The organism is Clostridia bacterium (genome assembly GCA_017410375.1).
Classification (GTDB): domain Bacteria; phylum Bacillota; class Clostridia; order RGIG6154; family RGIG6154; genus RGIG6154.
Map to the genome: position 1 here is coordinate 1 of JAFQQW010000060.1, position 19852 is coordinate 19852.

A 19852-nucleotide genomic window follows, 5' to 3' on the forward strand; every position below is an offset into this window, starting at 1 on the left:
ATCCACCCTCTCCCACGCAAACAAAAAAGACACCTTACGGTGTCTTTCTGTTTGGTGGGAGAGGGTGGATTCGAACCACCGAAGCAATTGCAACAGATTTACAGTCTGCCCCCTTTGGCCACTCGGGAACTCGCCCATGTATGGAGCTGGTGATGGGACTCGAACCCGCGACCTGCTGATTACAAATCAGCTGCTCTACCAATTGAGCTACACCAGCGTATCCGGCCTCATTACTAGCCAGTATGTTTCGCGTCAGAACAGTTCCTACGCTCTCAACGCAAGAACTATTCTAACACAAACATTTGAATTTGTCAAGCTTTTTTTGAAAAGTTTTTTTATTTTTTTAAAACATCCAGTGCCGCCTGCAATTGTGTGTCATATAATGCGCCCTCCGGCATCTCATATTCCACTTCCACATCAGGCTTTACACCTACTTTATGAATAGTATTCCCCTTTGGTGAGAAAAAATGCCCGATGGTTAAATTTACCGCTGTTTCATCTCCCAACGGGAATGTGGTCTGAATGCTTCCCTTACCGTAGCTGTTTGCACCTACAATTGTAGCACGTTCGTTATCTTTCATGCACGCCGCATAAATTTCAGAGCTGCTGGCGCTGTTTCCGTTAATCAGCACCACCATGGGCATATCATACAAAACCTCTGCATCTGCACGGGTAACATCCTTTTCCTCGTCCTTGTACTGTGCAACAACCATATCACACTCAGGCAGGAACGGGTCTAAGGTTTCCATGCAGACATCAAAAAGTCCGCCCGGATTATCCCTTAAATCCAGAATCAGTCCGGAAACATTTTTCATGTCCTGCATTGCCTGTTCAAGCTCCTGGTGGCTGGACGCGTCAAACTGTGTCATTTTCACATAACCAATGTTTCCTTCCAGCACCTCTGCCGTAACGGTCGGCGTATCCACCGTTGCACGTTTCATGGTAAAAGATACCGTCTTGCCGTCACGGTCAAAGTCTACCGTAACCTCGCTACCTTCCTCGCCACGGATTTTATCCGAAACCCAGTCGATAGTATGCGACTCTGCAGACTCCCCGTTTACCGCAACAATATAGTCTCCCATTTGCACACCCGCCTTTTGTGCCGGTGTGTTCGGGAAAACCGCATCAACCAAAAAACCTTCTTCGGTTTCCATCATCTGTATGCCGATGCCTGCGTAATTGCCTGTAATGCTTTCCTCAAAAGCCTCGTAGCCGATTTCCTCGGGAATGTAATAAGAATGCGGGTCATCTAAACCTGCAACCATGCCCGAAAGCTCGTATTCCAGCATTTTTTCCTTGTCGATTTCACCGTCAAAGTAACGGTTTATCAGCACACGCAGATATGTTTTTTTCACATTGCCATTGTCCTTTGAAACTGCGTGCAATGTAAAGGTCACAGCCAGAACTGCCACCAGAACATAGCTTAAAATACGAAGAAGAAATTTAAGAACCGGATTCCGTGGTTTTTTCCCCTTTACAACAGACGCTTCCTGTAGGGAAGCGTCTGCATTATTATTTTCGGGTGTCTGATTCAAATTTTTATTTTCATCCATAACAACACCTCTTTCTGCAATTATCGGATATAATTCATCGGATCGGTGGTCGAACCATTGATACGAATTTCAAAATGACAGTGCGGACCTGTGGAGTTACCGGTAGAACCCGCTCTTGCAATCTGCTGTCCTTTAGAAACATACTGGCCCACAGATACGGTTAAACTGCTGTTGTGTGCATAAAGAGAAGTTACACCGCCACCATGGTCGATGATAACGGTATTGCCGTAACCACCGTACCAACCGGCTGTAATAACTTTACCGTCATTTGCTGCAAAAATTGCTGTGCCTGTACCTACCGGGAAGTCGGTACCTGTGTGCAGCTTTCTTGTGCCGTATATCGGATGAATTCGGTATCCGTACGGACTGGAAATAGAAGTTGTTGTAGACGGATAGCCAAAGCTGCCTGTGCTCATTGGTGCACTGGTCGCGCTGTGCGAACCGCCCGAGATAACCATCTGCTGTAATTTTCGTTCTTCTTCTTCAATCTTTTTGATTTCGTTCAGAAGTTCGGTTTCTTCTGCACTCAGCTGGGATGCCAACGCATCCAGCTGTGCTTTTTCAGCCAGCACCACATTCTGTTTTTCAACAATGGTTGCTTTTCGTTCGTCCAGAATTGCCTTTTCGTTTTCAAGTTCTTCCTTACGGAGCGCAATTTCCTGGCGGACCGCTGTGAGATTTGCATGCATAGACTGGTCATAGTCTACCATTTGCTTGATGATTTCCAGATCGCTCAGAATATCGGTTAAGCTGTCACCGTCAAGAATCAGGTTGATGTATGTGGTATTGTTGTCCTCATACATTACGCGCAGACGGAGCTTCATGGCTTCGTACTGTTCCTTTTCTCTCTTTTGAGCAGCTTTCAGTTCCTTTGTAGATTTATCAATCTTTTTCTGATACTCATCAATATCAAACTGCAGGCTGTTGATTTCCTGCTGCAACTCGGAAATCTGCACTTCTTTATCCTGTGCCTGCTGCAAAATTGCACTTTTTTCCTGTTTTACTTCATTCAATTCACTCTGGACCTCTGATTTGGAAGGTGCCGCACCTGTGAAAGGTGCAAGATATGCCAGAATATACACCAGCACAAAGCACACCACCAGAACCATTGCCACAATGGATGTTATTGTCTTTTTCATTTAAGCTCACCTCAGACTTTCAGGTGCTTGCGAACAGACACGAAGCTGCCAATCAAGCCAATCAGCACACCTGCAATAGAGAATACAATTGCCAGATATCCCCATATATCCGCAAAGGAAACAAGCTGAATGAAATCAATGGTCACCACACAGGTAATACGCCAGTATACCAGCCAGATTACAAGGTAAGACAAAATCGCACCGAGTAAACCGATTAAAATACCTTCAATCAGGAACGGCCAGCGCACAAACCAGTTGGTTGCACCGATATATTTCATGATATGAATTTCCTTACGTCTCGCAAAAACAGAGGTTTTGATGGAGTTGGAAATAATGAATGCCGAAATCAGACCCAGGATTATAAATACCCAAAAACTAAAGGTCCTGATATAGTCACAGGCAGCATTGATTTTATCCACCGTCTCCTGGAAGTCGGTCACTTTTGCCACACCTTCCATATTTTTAATCTGCTTGCGCACCGTTGCGGTCTGCTCGGGATTCTTCAGAGTGACCTTATAGGAATCTCTGTACGGATTATCATGCTCAAAGCCTGTTAAAATAGACTCACCGTTTTCATCCACCCCAAGCTCTGCTTTCATTTCCTCGAAAATCTGCTCCTTGGTATACTTTTCCACCTTGTCAACATGCTCGATTTTCTGAATCTCCCTGCCCACTGCAGTATACTGCTCTGCATTTGTTCCCTCTGCAATGAACACCTGCATCTGGCAGTCTCTTGCAAGCTGCTGTGCCCAGTCATTTACGTTGATTGTCAGCACCAGAAACACACCTAAGATAAACAGTGTTGCAAAGGATGTGCCAATGGATGCCACAGACATAAACTTATTGCGGGCAATGTTCTTAAAGCCCTCGCGTATAAAATACTGTATTCTATTCGTTTTCATGACCATACACACCCTTCTCTTCGTCACGAACAAGCTTGCCGTCTACCAGTTCAATTACACGTCTTTGCATGGTATCTACGATTTCTTTGGCATGCGTTGCTACAATAACGGTTGTACCTTTCTTGTTGATATCGTCCAGAAGATTCATGATTTCCCATGCATTTTCCGGGTCGAGGTTACCGGTCGGTTCATCCGCAATTAAGATAGGCGGACGATTTACAATGGCACGGGCGATTGCAACTCTCTGCTTTTCACCACCCGAGAGATTATCCGGATACGCCTTTGCACGGGCAGTTAAGCCCACCTGATTCAAAACTTCAGGAATGCGCTTTCTGCGAATTTTGCGGGGCACACCCACAACCAGCATCGCAAATTCGATGTTTTCATAAACTGTTTTGTCGGGAAGCAGTCTGAAATCCTGGAACACCACACCGACAGTACGGCGGAAATAAGGGATATCCCGGTTTTTAAGCTGCGCAATATTTTTGTCGTTGATAACAAACTCACCTTCTGTGGGCACCTCTTCACGCAGGAACATTTTAATCAGAGTGGTTTTACCTGCGCCGGAAGCACCGACTAAGAATACGAATTCGCCGTTGTTGATCAGAAATGTAACATTATCCAGTGCTACAATTCCGTCTTCAAAGGTTTTTCCGACATTTTTTGCAATTACCATGTTTTTCTTCCTTTCTTCTTATCTTCTGGTTGCACTTAAGTATTTATGTATCAGGATTGCGATTTTAAAGAGCATTGCATCTTCAAATTTCCGCACATCCAGCCCGGTCTGCTTTTGCAGACGATCCAGCCGATACACCAAAGTATTCCGGTGAATATAAAGTTCACGGGCAGCCAGAGATATATTCAAATCATAATCCAGAAACTTCTGAATGGTGTCTAACGTTTCGCTGTCAATGCTCTCTAACGCATCTCCCTTTAATACTTCGTTCAGAAAAGCTTTGCACTTTCCAATGGGTACAGAGGAAATCAGACGGCTGATGCCTAAATTGCTGTACGCATAAATCTTATGCTTGTTTACGAAAATTTCGCCGATTTCCAATGCGTTTACGGCAGAACGGTAGGATTTGCTGAGTTCTTCTAAGCTTGCTGTCACCATTCCGATGCCCACCGACACAAATTCAAAAGCGTCGGTCGCAATCGCTTCGGATATTTCTCTTGCAATATTATAAAGCTTGGTGTCTGTAGGTTCACTTTTGCAGGTTCGGATAAATACCAACTCACCGCTTTGGTTTTCAAACAGAAAATCTTTGCTTCCCACCGCCATGTTGCGTATAATGTTCATCACCGTTTCCACATACTTTGTAGAGGTACGGATAACATACACAACTCTTAAAGCCTCACTCTGAATTTTTAAGATACGCGCGCGGGTCGGAATATCCGGTTCATTATCATTTATGACCTGTTTCATAAAATATTCCCCGTCGTTCTGCTTGCAGTCAATGTCCTCCAGAGCCATGAGGGATGCACCGATTACAGCTGCTACTGCCGAAACATCTGCCTCCGGGGCACACGCAATTAACAATGTTATTCCATTGTTAAAGCGATAGGTCTTCACATTCTGCAAGCCAAGCTTGCTCAGCGACTGCCCTACCCACTGGGCTTCTGTTGCCGCAACCACAATTTCATTTTCATCCAGAACACCTGCACAGACATCTATCTCCTGTTTTAATGTCTGAAAATAGTTCCGATACAATGAAATCTGCACACTCTCGCCTCCTTTATTGCAAAACTATACTCATATATCATATCACATTGTTCATGATTTTGCAATAGTTTTGTAACAAAAAAGCGTGATTTTTCAAAAAATCACGCTTTTTTCACACTTTTTACATTTTATCCAGCTGTCGTTTCTGGCGTTTACGGTTTACATACGAACGGTATTCCGTCGCGGTATAGCCCGAATATTTTTTAAACAGCTTGCTGAAATATTTACTTTTTTTGTAACCCACCATCTGGCTGATTTCATAGGTCTTATGGTTGGTGGTTTCCAAAAGTCTTTTGCCGTGCTCCATGCGCACCTTAATGAGATAGTCAATAAAGTTTTCTCCCGTTTCCTGCTTGAACAGTCTGGAAAAATACGCAGGTGAAAGCTGTACAAACGCCGCTACGTCGTCTAAGCCGATTTCCTTGTTATAACAGCTGTTGATATACTCCTTCGCATTGCCGATTACGGTGCCTTCCCGTTCGGTTTTGTCTGCGATTTCATTGTCGTCATACTGCTCGAACTGTGCATTTACGGGAAGTAACGGATTGTTTGCCGTCTCGGCCATCATCTCTGCTAAAGACGGGAACACCACAGGCTCGCGGATAACCACTTCCATTTGCATTAAATCTTTTACATTCTGTTCCACATCCCGGCTTTTTGCAAGCAGCCGTTCCTTTAACCCCGGATTCTGCTTGCCTGCAACGGTTAAAAAGCACATTTCCTTGCCATCTCTGTGTACCGGCACCGTAAAATCGTCCATGTTGCTTTTAATCAGGAAATTGCTTACCGCGGTGTACAGGGAATCTTTACCGTATTTCCAGCGGCTTGCCAGATAATCCGAAAAATCGGAAATAATCAGCTTTGTAACTGCAATTTCTCCCGCTTCCGAAAAGGGAATTAAACTGTAAAAGGAATTTTCTGCCTGGGCATAATCCTTAACGGTGCCCTGACAAAGATTATAAAAGAAATATTCCCGAAGCAGAGGGATGTCGTCCTGACCGTCCTCTGCGTCGTTATTCTGATTTTTATCCAGATAGGTTTTTAACCCCACCAAGGTGTGTACAACCTCTGCGTTGTCCATGGGCATGGACAAGTAGCCGAACGCATGTGCATCCATGGCAAGATGTACACATTCATAGGTACGTCTGCCGTATAAAATCACCTTTGTGGGCCAGTTTTCCTCATATGCCTGCTTGGCAATCTGCAAACCGTCCACAATACTGCTTTTTGCGGGACACACTAAAACGTGCGGTTTTTTAAGGATCGCTTCGTTTGCATCTTCTGTGACACACGCCAACTCAAAATTTGCGGAATTCAAATCCCGTTTTTGAAAATCCTCTGTTACCTGCTTGCTGGAAGAAATGAGAACCAATTGGTACATGACCGTTTTCCTCCTTGGACATAGCGGATTTTATCCGATATGCCTTAAAACTTGCTAATTTATATTGATTTTACCACTTGCCTCACGGCTTCATGGAATAGTTGGGTGCTTCCTTGGTGATGTAGATGTCATGGGGATGACTTTCCTTAAGTGCCGCATTGGTAATACGTACAAACTGACCGTTTGTGCGCAAATCATCAATGGTTGCCGTACCGCAGTAGCCCATACCGCTTCTTAAACCGCCCAGGAGCTGATATACTGTATCTGCCATAGGACCTTTAAAGGGCACACGGCCTTCAACACCCTCGGGAACCAGTTTCTTGGAATCCTGCTGGAAGTATCTGTCCTTACTGCCGCAATTCATTGCTGCAATAGAGCCCATACCACGGTATACCTTAAAGCTTCGGCCTTCGTAGATTTCAATTTCGCCGGGGCTTTCTTCACAGCCTGCAAAGAGAGAACCCATCATAACTACGCTTGCACCAGCTGCAATTGCTTTTACAACATCACCGGAGTATTTGATGCCACCGTCTGCGATAATCGGTACATCATATTTTGCTGCCGCTTCTGCCGCATCCATAACAGCAGTAAGCTGCGGTACACCGATACCTGCAACCACACGGGTGGTACAGATAGAACCGGGTCCGATACCAATTTTAACCGCATCTGCACCTGCTTTAATTAAATCCTCGGTGCCTTCATAGGTTGCAACGTTACCTGCAATAACCTGCAGTTCGGGATATTTTTCTTTAATTGCGCTTACGCTCTTGATGATATTTGCGGAATGGCCGTGGGCAGAGTCTAGAACGATAACGTCAACCTTTGCATCGACGAGTGCCTTTACACGGTCCATCATGTCACCGGTAACACCAACGCCTGCACCGGCAACCAGTCTGCCCGCAGAGTCTCTGCAGGAATTGGGGTATTTTACTGCCTTCTTGATATCCTTAATGGTAACAAGGCCTTTTAAGTAGCCCTGCTCATCCACGATAGGCAACTTTTCAACCTTATGCTTAGCCAGGATTTTCTGCGCGGTTTCAAGATTTGTACCCACCGGTGCAGTAATTAAGTTATCCTTGGTCATTACATCCTTGATAACCTGGTCATAATCTTCCACAAAACGCAGATCGCGGTTTGTCAGAATACCTACCAGCTTACCGTCGGTTACAATCGGCACACCGGAGATACGGTATCTGCCCATCAGCTCGTCTGCTTCTTTTAAAGTGTTGTCGGGTCCGAGATAGAACGGATCGGTAATAACGCCGTTTTCACTGCGCTTTACGCGGTCAACCTCCAGAGCCTGCGCTTCAATAGACATGTTCTTATGGATGATGCCGATACCGCCTTCACGGGCAATGGCGATTGCCATGGGAGATTCGGTTACCGTGTCCATCGCCGCGGTCATCAGCGGGATATTGAGTCGTAAATTCTTTGTCAGACGGGTAGAAAGATCCACCTGGTTGGGAAGCACCACAGATTTCTGGGGTACCAAAAGCACGTCGTCAAAGGTCAAGCCTTCTTTCAGGATTTTAGCCATGGGAGAACTCCTTTCGGTTATAAATAATATTTTCGTTTTATTTTATCCAGTATACCACACTTTTGCCTTTCTGTCAACAGCATTTCAACCAATTTCCTTGACTTCTTCTTTTAAAAAGCGTATAATAGGGTTGAAATTTATTTACAATAAAAAAGCTTGATTTTACAAGCTTTTTTCGCCAAGAAGGTATATAATAAAAACGGAGGCGACAACGATGTATAAGTATGAAACGCATGTGCACACAAAGCCTGTAAGCCGTTGTGCGCATTTTACTGTACAGGAAGTCCTTGACTTTTACAAAAAGAAAGGGTACGACGGTATATTTTTAACCAATCATTTTCTTTGCGGAAACATCAATATCAATTTCGATATTCCTTATAAGGAAAAGCTGGACTTTTATTTTTCCGACTATCACGAGGCAGTAGCATACGGAGCAAAAATCGGCTTGAAAGTATTTTTAGGAGTCGAGCTTTCTTATAAAGGCACAGACTTTTTGATATACGGTCTTTCGGAAGAATGGTATTATAACCACCCCGAAATTATGGACATGAAAAAAAGCGACGAACTCTCATTTATGATGGACGAAGGGGCATTTGTTGTACACGCCCACCCCATGCGCGAAGCAAAATACATTGACCATATCCGTCTGTTCCCAAGATGTGTGCACGGGGTTGAGGTGGTTAACGGCTGTCGCACCGATTTTGAAAATGCCATGGCAGAAAATTATGCCGACAATTACAATTTGTTCAAAAGCGCAGGCTCCGACAATCATTTTAACGGAAGTGTGTTGTGCTTAGCAGGTATTAAAACCAAAACGCCTCTTATGAGCGAAGAGGATTTTATAACAACAATCAAAAACGGCAAAGCCGAAATTTTTACGGAAAAGAGTGAAGAAAAATGAGAGAAATCGGTATCAAGAGTGCCCCCTTTTTCACCTATGGTGATGTGGACGAGGGCTTTGCAAAAATGAAAAGCTTTGGGTATACCAACTGCGACTATGAAAATTTCGCACGGGTAACCCGCCCATGGTTTAATGTGTCGGACGACCAATTTGAAAAGCAGTGTATCGAGGACAGTCAGCTTGCCCAAAAGCACGGCATTACCATTGACCAGGCACACGCACCCTGGATGTGGCCCACCATAAACCGCACCCCCGAGGACATTGAAATATGGTACGAAAAAATGGTCAAAGCCCTTTACGGCACCAAGCTTTTAAACTGCAAAAATTTTGTCATTCATCCGCTCATGCCCTGGAACGGAGACGAGCTGGACAAGGAATTTTTGTGGGATGTGAATCTTAAATTTTTCGAACGGTTAATTCCCCATGCCAAAAAGTACGGCATTACCTTGTGCTTTGAAAATATGCCCATGAAGGACCTTTCCATCTCCACGGTAGAGGCATGCATTCAGTTTCTGGACATGCTAAATTCCGAGCAGATGGGCATTTGTTTAGACACGGGCCACGCCTGGGTATTCGGCACCGAGCCTGCCGACGCAGTTCGTCTTTTGGGCAACCGCATCAAGTGCTTCCATGTGCATGACAATTACAAGGATTATGACCGTCACATGCTCCCCTACGCGGGCTCTATAAACTGGGAAGCCTTTAAGGTTGCCCTGAAAGAGTGCGTAGATGAAAGCATTCCGCTGGACTTAGAAACCCACGCACCGCTTCACCTGCCACAAGATTTAAGAGATCAGTTTGAGCAGGCAGCAGCAAATGTTGCTAAATATCTTGCAAACTGAGCAATACTGAAAAAATCGTTCAACCGCAAGTGAACATATAATAGTCATTCTGAACGGAGCGGAATCCCCGATGGATTCCGCTCCGTTGCTTGATTTTTCTTTGTGTATGCACTTTTCCGGTTTTATAGTCCCTGCCGTCTTAACTCCTTTGCCACGCCAATGATACGGGCAGGCAGGGTGTCCACCTCTTCATTTTTAATGAATCGGGTTTCGTAATTGGGATTTAAGGGGACCAGAAGTATGCCGTCTTCCATAATTTTCAGGCGCTTAAATGTCGCATCGCCCCCATTAATCATAATGGCAACATCTTTCCCGTTTTCGGCAGTGCAGGTCTTTTCAAAAATCACCACATCCCCATCTAAGTAATTGGGATACATGCTGTCGCCCTTGATTTTTAAGGCAAAATAATCCTTGTCACCGCTCATCCAGTCGGCAGGAATGCTCTCGTAATCCAGCACATCCTCTATCGCCTCAATGGGAATGCCTGCAGGAATATAGCCAAACACGGGGATTTTTACCGCCTGCTCCGAAAAATGCACCGGCTCAACATTTGTGCTGTCCTCAATAAACTTTGAAGCATCCACCCCAAAAAAATCTGCCAGTTTTTTGATTGTATCTCTTTTCAGGTTGCGGGTCTTACCGCACTCCCACTTCTGCACCGCAGCGCGCTGTACGCCCACGATGTTGCCAAGCTCTTCCTGGGTTAAATTCCGAGCCTGACGCAATTCTTTGATATAGGAACCTACGTTCATTTTTCACACCGTCCTTCAACCTCATTGTATCCTAATTTTACACATTTGTCAAGCGTTTTTTAAAAAAAGTTTCCGAAAAAGATACAAAACCCTTGACAAAATCACTTTTTTGTGGTATAGTGACAGTATCCTGAAAAGATACACAGCCGCGGATATATTCTTTTTGGGAGGACATAATTCTTTTCATCTTATTTTTTTACAAAATTTGTATCTTAATTAGATACAGAAGGAGGTTACTATGGAGAAAGAACTGATTTTCACCCCCACCACCTTTTATGTGGAAGCGCCCTTTTATCTGGTGGTTGGGGATGCAAAGGCGTACACCTTGGTGTTCCACACTGAAAAAAGCATAGAAGGCACCATGCTTTTAACCGCCACCCGCAGCGACGGAGAAACGGTTGCCGACAGTGTGGATTTTTCGGGCAAGGTTTGCCGTTACACCATGAAAAACGCCATGTATGCAGCAGAAGGAAAGCTTTCCGTCCGCGTAACGGTACATACAGGCGACATGATTCTCACATCCAACGAGCTTATTTTCCAGGTGTTGCCTGCCGCAAATACCGCTACAATCGAAAGCGACGACCGCTATCCGATTCTGACCAAGCTGATTCTGCAGACCGAAGAAGCTGTAAAAGATGCAGAATCTGCGTTAAACCAGCTGAAAGAAGCCCAAAACAAGCTTCTGCCCGACTCATCCCTTTCGGACGTGGGCAAAATACTGTATCTTAAGAAAAAACAAAACACAGAACTGCAGTATTTTACAGCCGAGTTGGAAAACAACAGCGAATACATTTTGGACGCAGGCCTTTTAGACAGCGATACTGCTTTTTTGGAAATTTCCTCTGCCTTATTCCAAAATACAGACCTGACCGACCCCACACAGGAATCCTGTGCCTTCGGGCTGACCTTTATCCCCAGCAACACAGATGCATCTACAGACTATGATGTGGTGGCAGAAGAAATCACCGCCTCGGGCGACGGATATATTTTTGCCTTTCCGCTGTCTGCCTGCCCGCTGATGGAGGACGCATCCGTCGATACACTGTTTGAAATTTTTGAATCCATACAGTTAAACGGCGAATACTTAAAAGAAGAAACCAAAGCTGTGTGGGCAAGCCCTGAGGAAGCACTCCCCGGTACGTTTCTGGACGAATATGTTATAAGCCCTGCATTAAAGCTTGCAAAGGCGTATGCCGATAAAAAAGACACCGAAATCTTAACGGAAACCCAGACCGCCCTTAACCGACGTGTGCCGAAAAACAAAAACAATCAGCTGTCCGTTCTGGTCAGTGGCGGTGAGCAGGTGCAATACAGCACAGATGAAATTAACCAAGCTTATATCGATGCCTATATTGACGATACAACACCAAATCTTACCGTTTGCGGTTATTTATCTGTGGAAATGGCACCAGGCAACGAATACGAATTTTTTAACCCCGAAACCGGTGAAAAACTGATTGCAAAGCACTTTGTTTCTTTTCCCTTTGACGATCAATATGAGCTGGAAATGACCTGTGAGGACGCAACTCCCGGCATGACCCTTGAGGCGTTCAAGCAAAAATATCCGTATTATCGGGTATACAACGAAGCCAGATGGCAGGACACTGTATCTTTTTTACAACCTGCAAACCATTACACGGATACCGCCATTCAAAACGCAATCCTTGACAGCTGGGAGGTGGCAGTATGAGTGTTCAGCAGGAGAAGTTCAAGCAAATTGCCGACGTGTTGCGCAGTTTCAATGCCTCCATCAAAAAAATAAAACCCAGTGATTTTGCAAGTAAATTTGCAGAATTACACGAGGCGGCGCTCCTGAGAGGACATGAAAACGGTAAAATAGCAGAACAGGGAAGCTTTTGGGATACATATCAGCAATACGGAATGCGCACCGGCTGGGCATATGCCTTTTACGGCAGAGGCTGGACGGACGAAACCTACAACCCGAAATATCCGATATCCACAAGCGGTGCATTCAGCCAGATGTTTGGCTATTCCAACATAACAGACACGGTTGTTCCTTTAAACTTTGCCTATCACGCAAGTACACAGATTTTCCGCGATTCGGCAATAAAGAATATTCCAAGCATTACCGTTGCACCAAACCAGACCTTTTCAAACTGGTTTGCAAATTGTTTTGCTTTGGAAAACATTACTTTTGTGAATTGCGAAATTCAGCAAAACATTTCGTTCTCGCATGCAACAAAGCTAACACACGATTGTTTGGTGCACATTTTAAACACGCTTGCGGACAAATCAGACGACGCGAGCGGAACGGAATGGGTATGCAATTTAAGTACAACAAATCTTGATAAATTAGCGGTGGCCGAAATTGCGGTTGCCACAGAGAAAGGATGGATTTTAACATGACGGTATCTTCCATTGAAATCAAAAAATTACAGGCAAGCGAGGGCATGATTTTAACCAACGGCAACGCCTTTTCCTCGGTAGGCGGTTCGGTTTTTCTCAGTGCAAAAAGCGACATCAGCGACTGGTTTGAAATCACCCCTGCACAACAAGAACAGCTCTCCGCCTCGGGCAAGGACACAAATGCAGTAAATTTTGCCTAAAATTTCTAAAAATTGCAACCTTTTTCCATCCTGAAAAGTATTATAAGTAGAAAGGATGGATGAATATGAAGAAATTGGTATGTTTACTGCTGGCTATAGTATTGCTTTTTACGGGCATTGTACTGGCAAAGGATTTAAAGCCCGAAGAAATTCCGCCTGTTTCCGAAACAGATATCGAAGTGACGGTGCTTTCTTCTCTTGGCATTTTAAAAGGTACGGACAAGGGTTTTGAATTAGAACGCCCCGTCACCCGTGCCGAGGCGGTGGCATTTATACTGCGCATGCTTCCCGAGCCGCCTTATGCCGTAGGTGCTAAACCCGTTTTCCCGGATTTGGACGGACATTGGGCAAGCAAGGATGTGGCGCGCGGTGTACTGCACGGCTTTATACACGGCAACGCAGACGGCACCTTTTCGCCCGAGCGTCAGGTAACCGCGCAGGAGTTTGCCAAAATGTGGCTTTGCGCCATCGGCTACACCGATGTTCTTCCCGAAACCGCTTACGAAAAGGGCATAGAATGTGAATGGTTACAAAACAACTTCACCAAAAGCATTGTAAAAAACAATCTGCCTCTTTCAAGAGGTGACACGGTACGTCTTTTGTATCAGGGCTTGCTTTGCATAACGGCAGACGGCAAAATGGTCAAAACTGCATTAATCGAAGCCGGTATCTTCGATGAAGCAGATTTTTCCGGTATGACCTGCGGATTGCCGTTGCCAAGTGCATCGGGCAGTGTTACCTTTGCAGATGATTTAAATGCCATGATGCCTGAAAATGAAAATTACATTTTCTCGCCCTACTCCATTCACACCGCTTTTTCCATGCTGACAAACGGCACAGCGGGACAAACCGAGCAGGAATTAAAGCAGGCGTTACACATTGAAAATGACCAATTCAATCAGGTTGCAAAGAATCTTTCGGATACGTATACAAAAGAAGAGCTTTTGCAGATTGAAACCGCAAACAGCTTGTGGTTAAACCAATCCAATGCAGAGGGTGCTGACTTTCTGCCTGCCTTTACTACGCTTACACAATCGTATTACGGTGCAACCACCGAAAAGGTAAACAACCAAAACGCGGTGCAAAAAATCAACGATTGGGTCAGCGAAAAGACCCACGGCAAAATTCAAAGCATCACAGACAATCCTGATTTTATGGCGGCACTTTTAAATGCGGTCTATTTTATGGGCAAGTGGCAGACGCCCTTCCCGGTTACGAGTGAGAAACCCTTTTATTCCCGCTCAGGCGAAACGCAAACAGCGGAATTTATGCACACCACCCGTTATTTCGACTATGCACAGCAGGATGGCATCACTTTGGTGGAGCTTCCCTACCGCGCGGATAATTTAGACGTGAGTATGTTTGTTATGATGGCAGACGAAAAAATCCAGAACCCTTGTGCGGTTGTGGCAAACAGTATGCCTAAATCCACACGCATTGCGCTGTCCATGCCCAAATTTGAAGTGGATTTTTCCGCAAACTTAGTGGGTATGATGAATCAATTAGGTGTTAAAACCGTCTTTACAAATCAGGCGGATTTGTCCAAAATGTTAAACCACCCCGAAGCACAGCTGACGGGCGCGGTACACAAGGCGTACATTAAAGTAGATGAACAAGGCACCGAGGCGGCAGCTGTAACGGGACTTATGGTCGGTGCGACCAGCGCACCGATGGAAGACCCCATTCCGGTCATCTTTGACAAGCCGTTCACCTATGTGATTATGGACAAAACCAATCTGCAACCCCTGTTTGTGGGCGAAATTTCAAGTATGCAATAAAAAAGAGCCGAATGGCTCTTTTTTATTAGCGTGTCGATAAACCTATCGACACGCTGTAGACTTAAGAAAAAGGAAGTTATATTTTGTCAATTTGAATTCGTCGGCGTACAGAGGTACGGTAGAGTTTAAATTGACAAAAAGCAAGCAATGGAGCGGAAGCCTCGATGGATTCCGCTCCATTCAACATCTGTTCAAACCGGAGATTCTTCGCTTCGCTCAGAATAACAAAAATGCGAACGTAGTGAGTGCTCGTGAAAAGTATTTTCAAGAAAACTTTTCACGAAAAAGGAACAACAGGCCGAAAAAAGAGCCGTACAAGAAGTACGGCGAATAAAAAGGTCTTGTTGTGACGATGCGGTAGAACGACTTTTTCGACAGTCTGAAAAAAGAGCCGAATGGCTCTTTTTTATTTGACACGCCAATTCAACTATGGTATACTGTGTGCGAAAGGACGTGTTTATATGCAAATTTTATCCATCGGTAACAGCTTTTCCCAGGATGCAACCCGCTATTTACATCAAATCGCTAAGGCGGACGGTGTGGATTTAACCACCGTAAACCTTTTCATCGGTGGTTGCAGTCTGTACACACATTTTAAAAACATGAAAGGGGACCTTAAGGCGTACCGCCTTGAATTCAACGGCGAAAACACAGAATTTATGGTTTCGATTAAAGAAGCACTTTTAAGCCGTGAATGGGATGTGGTAACGTTGCAGCAGGCAAGCCATTTTTCTTATCAGCCCGACACCTACAACCCTTATATCACAGAGCTTAAAAACTACATTCAGGAATACTGTCCCAAAGCAAAAATCTACATTCACCAGACCTGGGGCTATGAAACGGGTAGCGAAAGACTTACAAACAGAGGATATACCACCTATGCCGACATGTTTAAGGATGTGGAAAAGGCGTATAATCTTGCCTTTGAAACCATTCATGCTGACGGTATGCTCAAATCGGGTGCTCTTTTAAAAGCCTTGCTGGAAAACGGTGCGGAAACGGTACATCGCGACACCTTCCATGCTTCCTTAGGCTTGGGCAGATACGCCATCGCTCTTTTGTGGTACAAGACTTTAACTGGCAATTCTGTTTTAAGCAACACCTTCTGTGATTTTGACGTGCCTGTTTCGGAGCAGGAAATACAGCTTGCAAAAACCTGTGTTGAAAACCTTTAAAAGGAGCAGTTTTACATGAAGCTTTATATTTTCGGGAGCTGTTCGGACAAGGAACCTGCGCTGTCAGACACCACGACAGAGAAATTTTAGGCGATGCTTCGGGCACGCTTGAAAGATGCAAAGTCCTTTTACCAAACGTAGAATTTGCAAACGATAAAGATACATATACCCTATAAAAAAAAACAGAGGCTTTCGCCTCTGTTCAGACCGTCGAAAAAGTCGTTCTACCGCAAGCAAAGAACGATTTGTTATTCTGAGCGAAGTGAAGAATCTCCGTTTTGAACAGATGTTGAATGGAGCGGAATCCATCGAGGATTCCGCTCCATTACTTGCTTTTTGTCAATTTGAACTCTACCGTACCTCTGTACGCCGACGAATTCAAATTGACAAAATATAACTTCCTTTTTCGCACTCTGTTTTCGTTTCCTAAGATACAATATTTGAAAGCCACATATCTTTTTTAAGAAATACATATCCGATAAAGCACTTTAAAATTTCCACCGCGTTACAGCAAAAATAGATTGCCACAACCGAAAGGTCGGTTAAGTACACCAGACTGTATCCCAAAGGCACCACCACAAGCCAGGAAAAGCCTGCATCAAACAAAAATGTGATGAGTGTTTTACCGCCCGAGCGGATGGTAAAGTAGGTGGCATGCAACATACCATGCAGCGGCATGCAAATGGCGATAATCAAAATAAAGGTTGTGGAAAGGGATTTGACTTCCTCTGAGGTGTTGTAAATTTCGGGAATCAGCCCGGAAAAGCATGCCATCACAAGTCCCACAACCACCGTAAGCAGCGTGGAAAACACGATAAGCTTTGGCGCAGCTTCCTTTGCGCCCTTTAAATCGTTTGCACCAAGGAGCTGGCCGATAACCACCCCGACACCTGCCCCAAATGCCACATACATAACATTAAACAGATTGTTTACGGTAGAGGCAATGTTGTGACTTGCCACCACATCTGCACCGCACAGGGAATAGCACTGTCCTAAAATCGCAACTCCTGCACCCCACAGCATTTCGTTGGCGGTAAGGGGCAATACGCCCTTTATACTGATACGTTTTACCAGTGTCAAAGGCACTTTTGCCGAGCGGTATAAGCCCTTTACAAAGGGTAACTGTTTTTTATGGGTATGGGTCCAGATGACTACAATGAACACCTGTACATAACGGGAAATGACGGTTGCAACCGCCGCACCCACAACGCCCATTTCAGGGAACGGACCGACACCGAAAATCAAAAGCCAGTTAAAGAAAATGTTTACCAGCACCGCTACAACCCCTGCCACCATGGGCGGAAACGCAACCTTACCCTCACGCAGAGTCCCCGAATAGGCTTGCTCTAACGCAAAGGGAATCAGACCGAACATCATAACCGCAAGGTAGTCTTTGGCAGATTTTGCAATGAGGCTCACATCAAGCCCCTTTGCCGAGCCTTTTAAATAGTAGGAAATAAGCGTTTCATCAAAGGCAAAAAGCACGCCTGAAGCAACTAAAAGAATCAACAACACCACACCGATTTTAAAGCGGAAGGTGTATCGCACGCCCTCGTTATCTCCTTTGCCGAAATACTGGGCGGTAAAAATACCCACCCCCGAAACGGCACCGAAAATGGCAAGGTTAAACACAAATAAAAGCTGATTGACAATGGCAACGCCCGACATCTGTTCGGTACCCACCTGTCCTACCATGATGTTGTCTAAAAGTGCCACAAAGTTGGTAATTAAATTCTGAATCATGACAGGAATTGCAATCATCAGTGTCTTTTTATAAAAGCTCCAGGAGCCGATGTATTTTGAGCGAAAATGCATTTTTGTTCCTCCACGCCTTAAATTTCAAGCGCTATTATACCAAACTTTCCGTACAAAGTCAAGAAGAATGCCCCCATAATTAATTTCAGGCTAAAACAAGTGAATGAATCGCTTGACTGCACTTTTAAAATATGCTACTATTTTGGTGAGGTGATTTTAAAATGAAAACGTACTGCAATCCTTTGTGTATTGAGGGCGTAGAAAGCGGAAGACCGGTTGACACACATCAGATGAAGGAGGACATAAGATCTATTAAAGATTATCGTTCCATTTCAGACCCTTCTGTTATTTATCATGACGGAAAATGGATTATGTATCCAAGCTACTCGGTTGCCTACGTTACCGAGGATTTTGTGAACTGGAAGCATGTAGATATTGGTGTGCACGATGTAAGCTACAGTCCTGCAATCGTAGAGTTTCGCGGAAAATGGTATTTAAACGGACATCAGTCACCCGATATGTACTGTGCAGACTCTCCGCTTGGTCCTTTTAAACACATAGGCGTGTTAAAAGACACAAAAGGCAGTCCCATCCGTGCGGTTGACGGCTGTTTTTTAGTGCACGACGACCGTCTTTATATTTACTGGCACTCCAATGTGTCAAACCCCGAAAACAAAGATGTTTATTTAATGACCGGCACAGTTTGTGCAGAGCTTGATCCTGCAAATCCCTGTCAGATGATTACCGAGCCTGTTGAAATTAACCGTTTTGAGCCTGAAATTACGTGGCAGAGATTCGGAGAAAACAACGAAAACAAGCGTATGGGCTGGATTGAAGGACAGTGGGTATTTAAAATAGGAAACAGAATTTATCTTTTATATTCGGGATGCGGAACGCAGTTCAGCGCGTACGCAAACGGAATTATGTATTCCGACGAGGGCCCGATGGGTAGGTTTAAACATCAGCAAAGGCCCGGACCTCTTACCGTGAAAAAGCACGGCTTAATTCGCGGTGCAGGACACGGAAGCATTGCAAAAGGTCCGAATGATACGCTTTGGGTTTTCTATACAAATATTTTCTGCTACAATCACCTTTTTGAGCGAAGAGTGAGTATGGACCCCATTGGAATTGACGAAAACGGCGAGCTTTACTGTCCCGAAACCACCGAAACGCCACAGTTCGCACCGGGGATACTGAAAAATCCCGAAAAGGGAAATTCCGCAGGACTTGTGTCACTTAACAGTATGATTCACCCCACAGCCTCCAGCTGTGCACCGGGAAGAGATGCGATTTATTCCTGTGATGAAAATATTTTAAGTTGGTGGCAGCCGGAAGAATCCGACGAAAGACCGCAGATTACCTACGATTTCGGTAAGGACACCTTTTTTGAAATTCATTCTTTCAGAATTATATGGCGTGATATCGGTATGGAAACGGCAGACGGAATTATGCCGGGACCGTTTCAATATATCGTAGAATATATGGCAAAACCAAACGAATGGAAAATTCTTTCGGATCAGAGCAAAAACGAAAGAGACCTTTGCGTGGATTACCGCGAAACAGATACGGTCAAAGCACTTGGGATACGCCTTACCATAACAGGTGCACCAAAAGGAATTACGCCCGGGCTTGTAAGCTTTTCCGCCTTCGGTGTATGCAGCTGTAACTAAATAAAAAAATTACAGGAATGTAAAAAAAGTCCGGAGCGCAAAAACGCGAGTATAAAGGCAAACAAAGTTTGTACAAACTTACAAGAACGACACCAAATGAAGAAAACACGCAAAGTTTTGCGTGTTTTCTTTTGATAAATGCGTTTTTGCTATGAACAAACTTCGCCTCTCGACGTA

Annotated in this window: 17 protein-coding genes and 2 tRNA genes; 8 read left to right on the forward strand and 11 right to left on the reverse strand. The window is 44.7% G+C overall.

Annotation, left to right across the window (positions count from 1 at the left end):
• Window positions 1–52: 52 nt before the first annotated feature.
• The 9 genes from IJE10_09980 to guaB all read right to left on the reverse strand — a co-directional run bounded on the left by IJE10_09980 (window position 53) and on the right by guaB (window position 8235).
• A tRNA-Tyr gene (locus IJE10_09980) sits at window positions 53–136 on the reverse strand.
• A gap of 5 nt (window positions 137–141) precedes the next feature.
• Window positions 142–217 (reverse strand) — tRNA-Thr (locus IJE10_09985).
• 118 nt (window positions 218–335) lie between these two features.
• Window positions 336–1553 carry a S41 family peptidase gene (locus IJE10_09990; GenBank protein MBQ2968433.1) on the reverse strand — a complete coding sequence of 406 codons (1218 nt, stop codon included), beginning with the start codon at window positions 1551–1553 and terminating at the stop codon, window positions 336–338.
• A 20-nt stretch (window positions 1554–1573) separates the two neighbouring features.
• Window positions 1574–2692: a peptidoglycan DD-metalloendopeptidase family protein gene (locus IJE10_09995; GenBank protein ID MBQ2968434.1), complete on the reverse strand. Its 1119-nt coding sequence runs from the start codon at window positions 2690–2692 to the stop codon at window positions 1574–1576.
• 11 nt (window positions 2693–2703) lie between these two features.
• The gene (gene ftsX / locus IJE10_10000) at window positions 2704–3594 is read right to left on the reverse strand and encodes a permease-like cell division protein FtsX (GenBank protein MBQ2968435.1); all 891 of its coding nucleotides are present in this window, start codon (window positions 3592–3594) and stop codon (window positions 2704–2706) included.
• On the reverse strand, window positions 3581–4270 hold the full coding sequence (gene ftsE, locus IJE10_10005; GenBank protein ID MBQ2968436.1) for a cell division ATP-binding protein FtsE: 690 nt from the start codon (window positions 4268–4270) through the stop codon (window positions 3581–3583). The genes ftsX and ftsE overlap by 14 nt, the downstream gene beginning before the upstream one ends.
• Window positions 4271–4288: 18 nt before the next feature.
• Window positions 4289–5317 (reverse strand): helix-turn-helix domain-containing protein, encoded by a 1029-nt coding sequence (locus IJE10_10010; protein ID MBQ2968437.1) that lies wholly within the window; start codon window positions 5315–5317, stop codon window positions 4289–4291.
• Between the two features lie 121 nt (window positions 5318–5438).
• Window positions 5439–6698, reverse strand: a complete 1260-nt coding sequence (locus IJE10_10015) for a helix-turn-helix domain-containing protein (GenBank protein MBQ2968438.1) — start codon at window positions 6696–6698, stop codon at window positions 5439–5441.
• 82 nt (window positions 6699–6780) lie between these two features.
• On the reverse strand, window positions 6781–8235 hold the full coding sequence (guaB, locus tag IJE10_10020; protein MBQ2968439.1) for an IMP dehydrogenase: 1455 nt from the start codon (window positions 8233–8235) through the stop codon (window positions 6781–6783).
• Between the two features lie 214 nt (window positions 8236–8449).
• On the opposite strand from guaB, the gene IJE10_10025 reads away from it, so the two are divergent.
• Both IJE10_10025 and IJE10_10030 read left to right on the forward strand, forming a co-directional pair.
• Complete coding sequence (locus tag IJE10_10025) at window positions 8450–9136, forward strand: histidinol phosphatase (protein MBQ2968440.1); 687 nt, start codon at window positions 8450–8452, stop codon at window positions 9134–9136.
• The gene (locus IJE10_10030; protein MBQ2968441.1) at window positions 9133–9978 is read left to right on the forward strand and encodes a sugar phosphate isomerase/epimerase; all 846 of its coding nucleotides are present in this window, start codon (window positions 9133–9135) and stop codon (window positions 9976–9978) included. The genes IJE10_10025 and IJE10_10030 overlap by 4 nt, the downstream gene beginning before the upstream one ends.
• A 122-nt stretch (window positions 9979–10100) precedes the next feature.
• Here IJE10_10030 and IJE10_10035 read toward each other — a convergent pair whose 3' ends face one another.
• Window positions 10101–10730, reverse strand: a complete 630-nt coding sequence (locus IJE10_10035; protein ID MBQ2968442.1) for a helix-turn-helix domain-containing protein — start codon at window positions 10728–10730, stop codon at window positions 10101–10103.
• A 238-nt stretch (window positions 10731–10968) separates the two neighbouring features.
• On the opposite strand from IJE10_10035, the gene IJE10_10040 reads away from it, so the two are divergent.
• The 5 genes from IJE10_10040 (at window position 10969) to IJE10_10060 (ending at window position 16250) form a co-directional block, all read left to right on the forward strand.
• Window positions 10969–12420, forward strand: coding sequence for a hypothetical protein (locus tag IJE10_10040; GenBank protein ID MBQ2968443.1), 1452 nt, complete (start codon window positions 10969–10971; stop codon window positions 12418–12420).
• On the forward strand, window positions 12417–13097 hold the full coding sequence (locus IJE10_10045; protein ID MBQ2968444.1) for a hypothetical protein: 681 nt from the start codon (window positions 12417–12419) through the stop codon (window positions 13095–13097). The genes IJE10_10040 and IJE10_10045 overlap by 4 nt, the downstream gene beginning before the upstream one ends.
• Window positions 13094–13297 carry a hypothetical protein gene (locus tag IJE10_10050; protein MBQ2968445.1) on the forward strand — a complete coding sequence of 68 codons (204 nt, stop codon included), beginning with the start codon at window positions 13094–13096 and terminating at the stop codon, window positions 13295–13297. Before IJE10_10045 ends, IJE10_10050 begins: the two co-directional genes overlap by 4 nt.
• Window positions 13298–13362: 65 nt before the next feature.
• Window positions 13363–15075 carry an S-layer homology domain-containing protein gene (locus tag IJE10_10055; protein MBQ2968446.1) on the forward strand — a complete coding sequence of 571 codons (1713 nt, stop codon included), beginning with the start codon at window positions 13363–13365 and terminating at the stop codon, window positions 15073–15075.
• A 461-nt stretch (window positions 15076–15536) separates the two neighbouring features.
• Window positions 15537–16250: a DUF4886 domain-containing protein gene (locus IJE10_10060; protein ID MBQ2968447.1), complete on the forward strand. Its 714-nt coding sequence runs from the start codon at window positions 15537–15539 to the stop codon at window positions 16248–16250.
• Between the two features lie 426 nt (window positions 16251–16676).
• On the opposite strand, the gene IJE10_10065 is transcribed toward IJE10_10060, so the two are convergent.
• Window positions 16677–18065: an MATE family efflux transporter gene (locus tag IJE10_10065; GenBank protein MBQ2968448.1), complete on the reverse strand. Its 1389-nt coding sequence runs from the start codon at window positions 18063–18065 to the stop codon at window positions 16677–16679.
• A gap of 161 nt (window positions 18066–18226) precedes the next feature.
• Here IJE10_10065 and IJE10_10070 point away from each other — a divergent pair, with 161 nt between their 5' ends.
• The gene (locus IJE10_10070) at window positions 18227–19675 is read left to right on the forward strand and encodes a family 43 glycosylhydrolase (protein MBQ2968449.1); all 1449 of its coding nucleotides are present in this window, start codon (window positions 18227–18229) and stop codon (window positions 19673–19675) included.
• The last annotated feature ends 177 nt before the right edge of the window (window positions 19676–19852 follow it).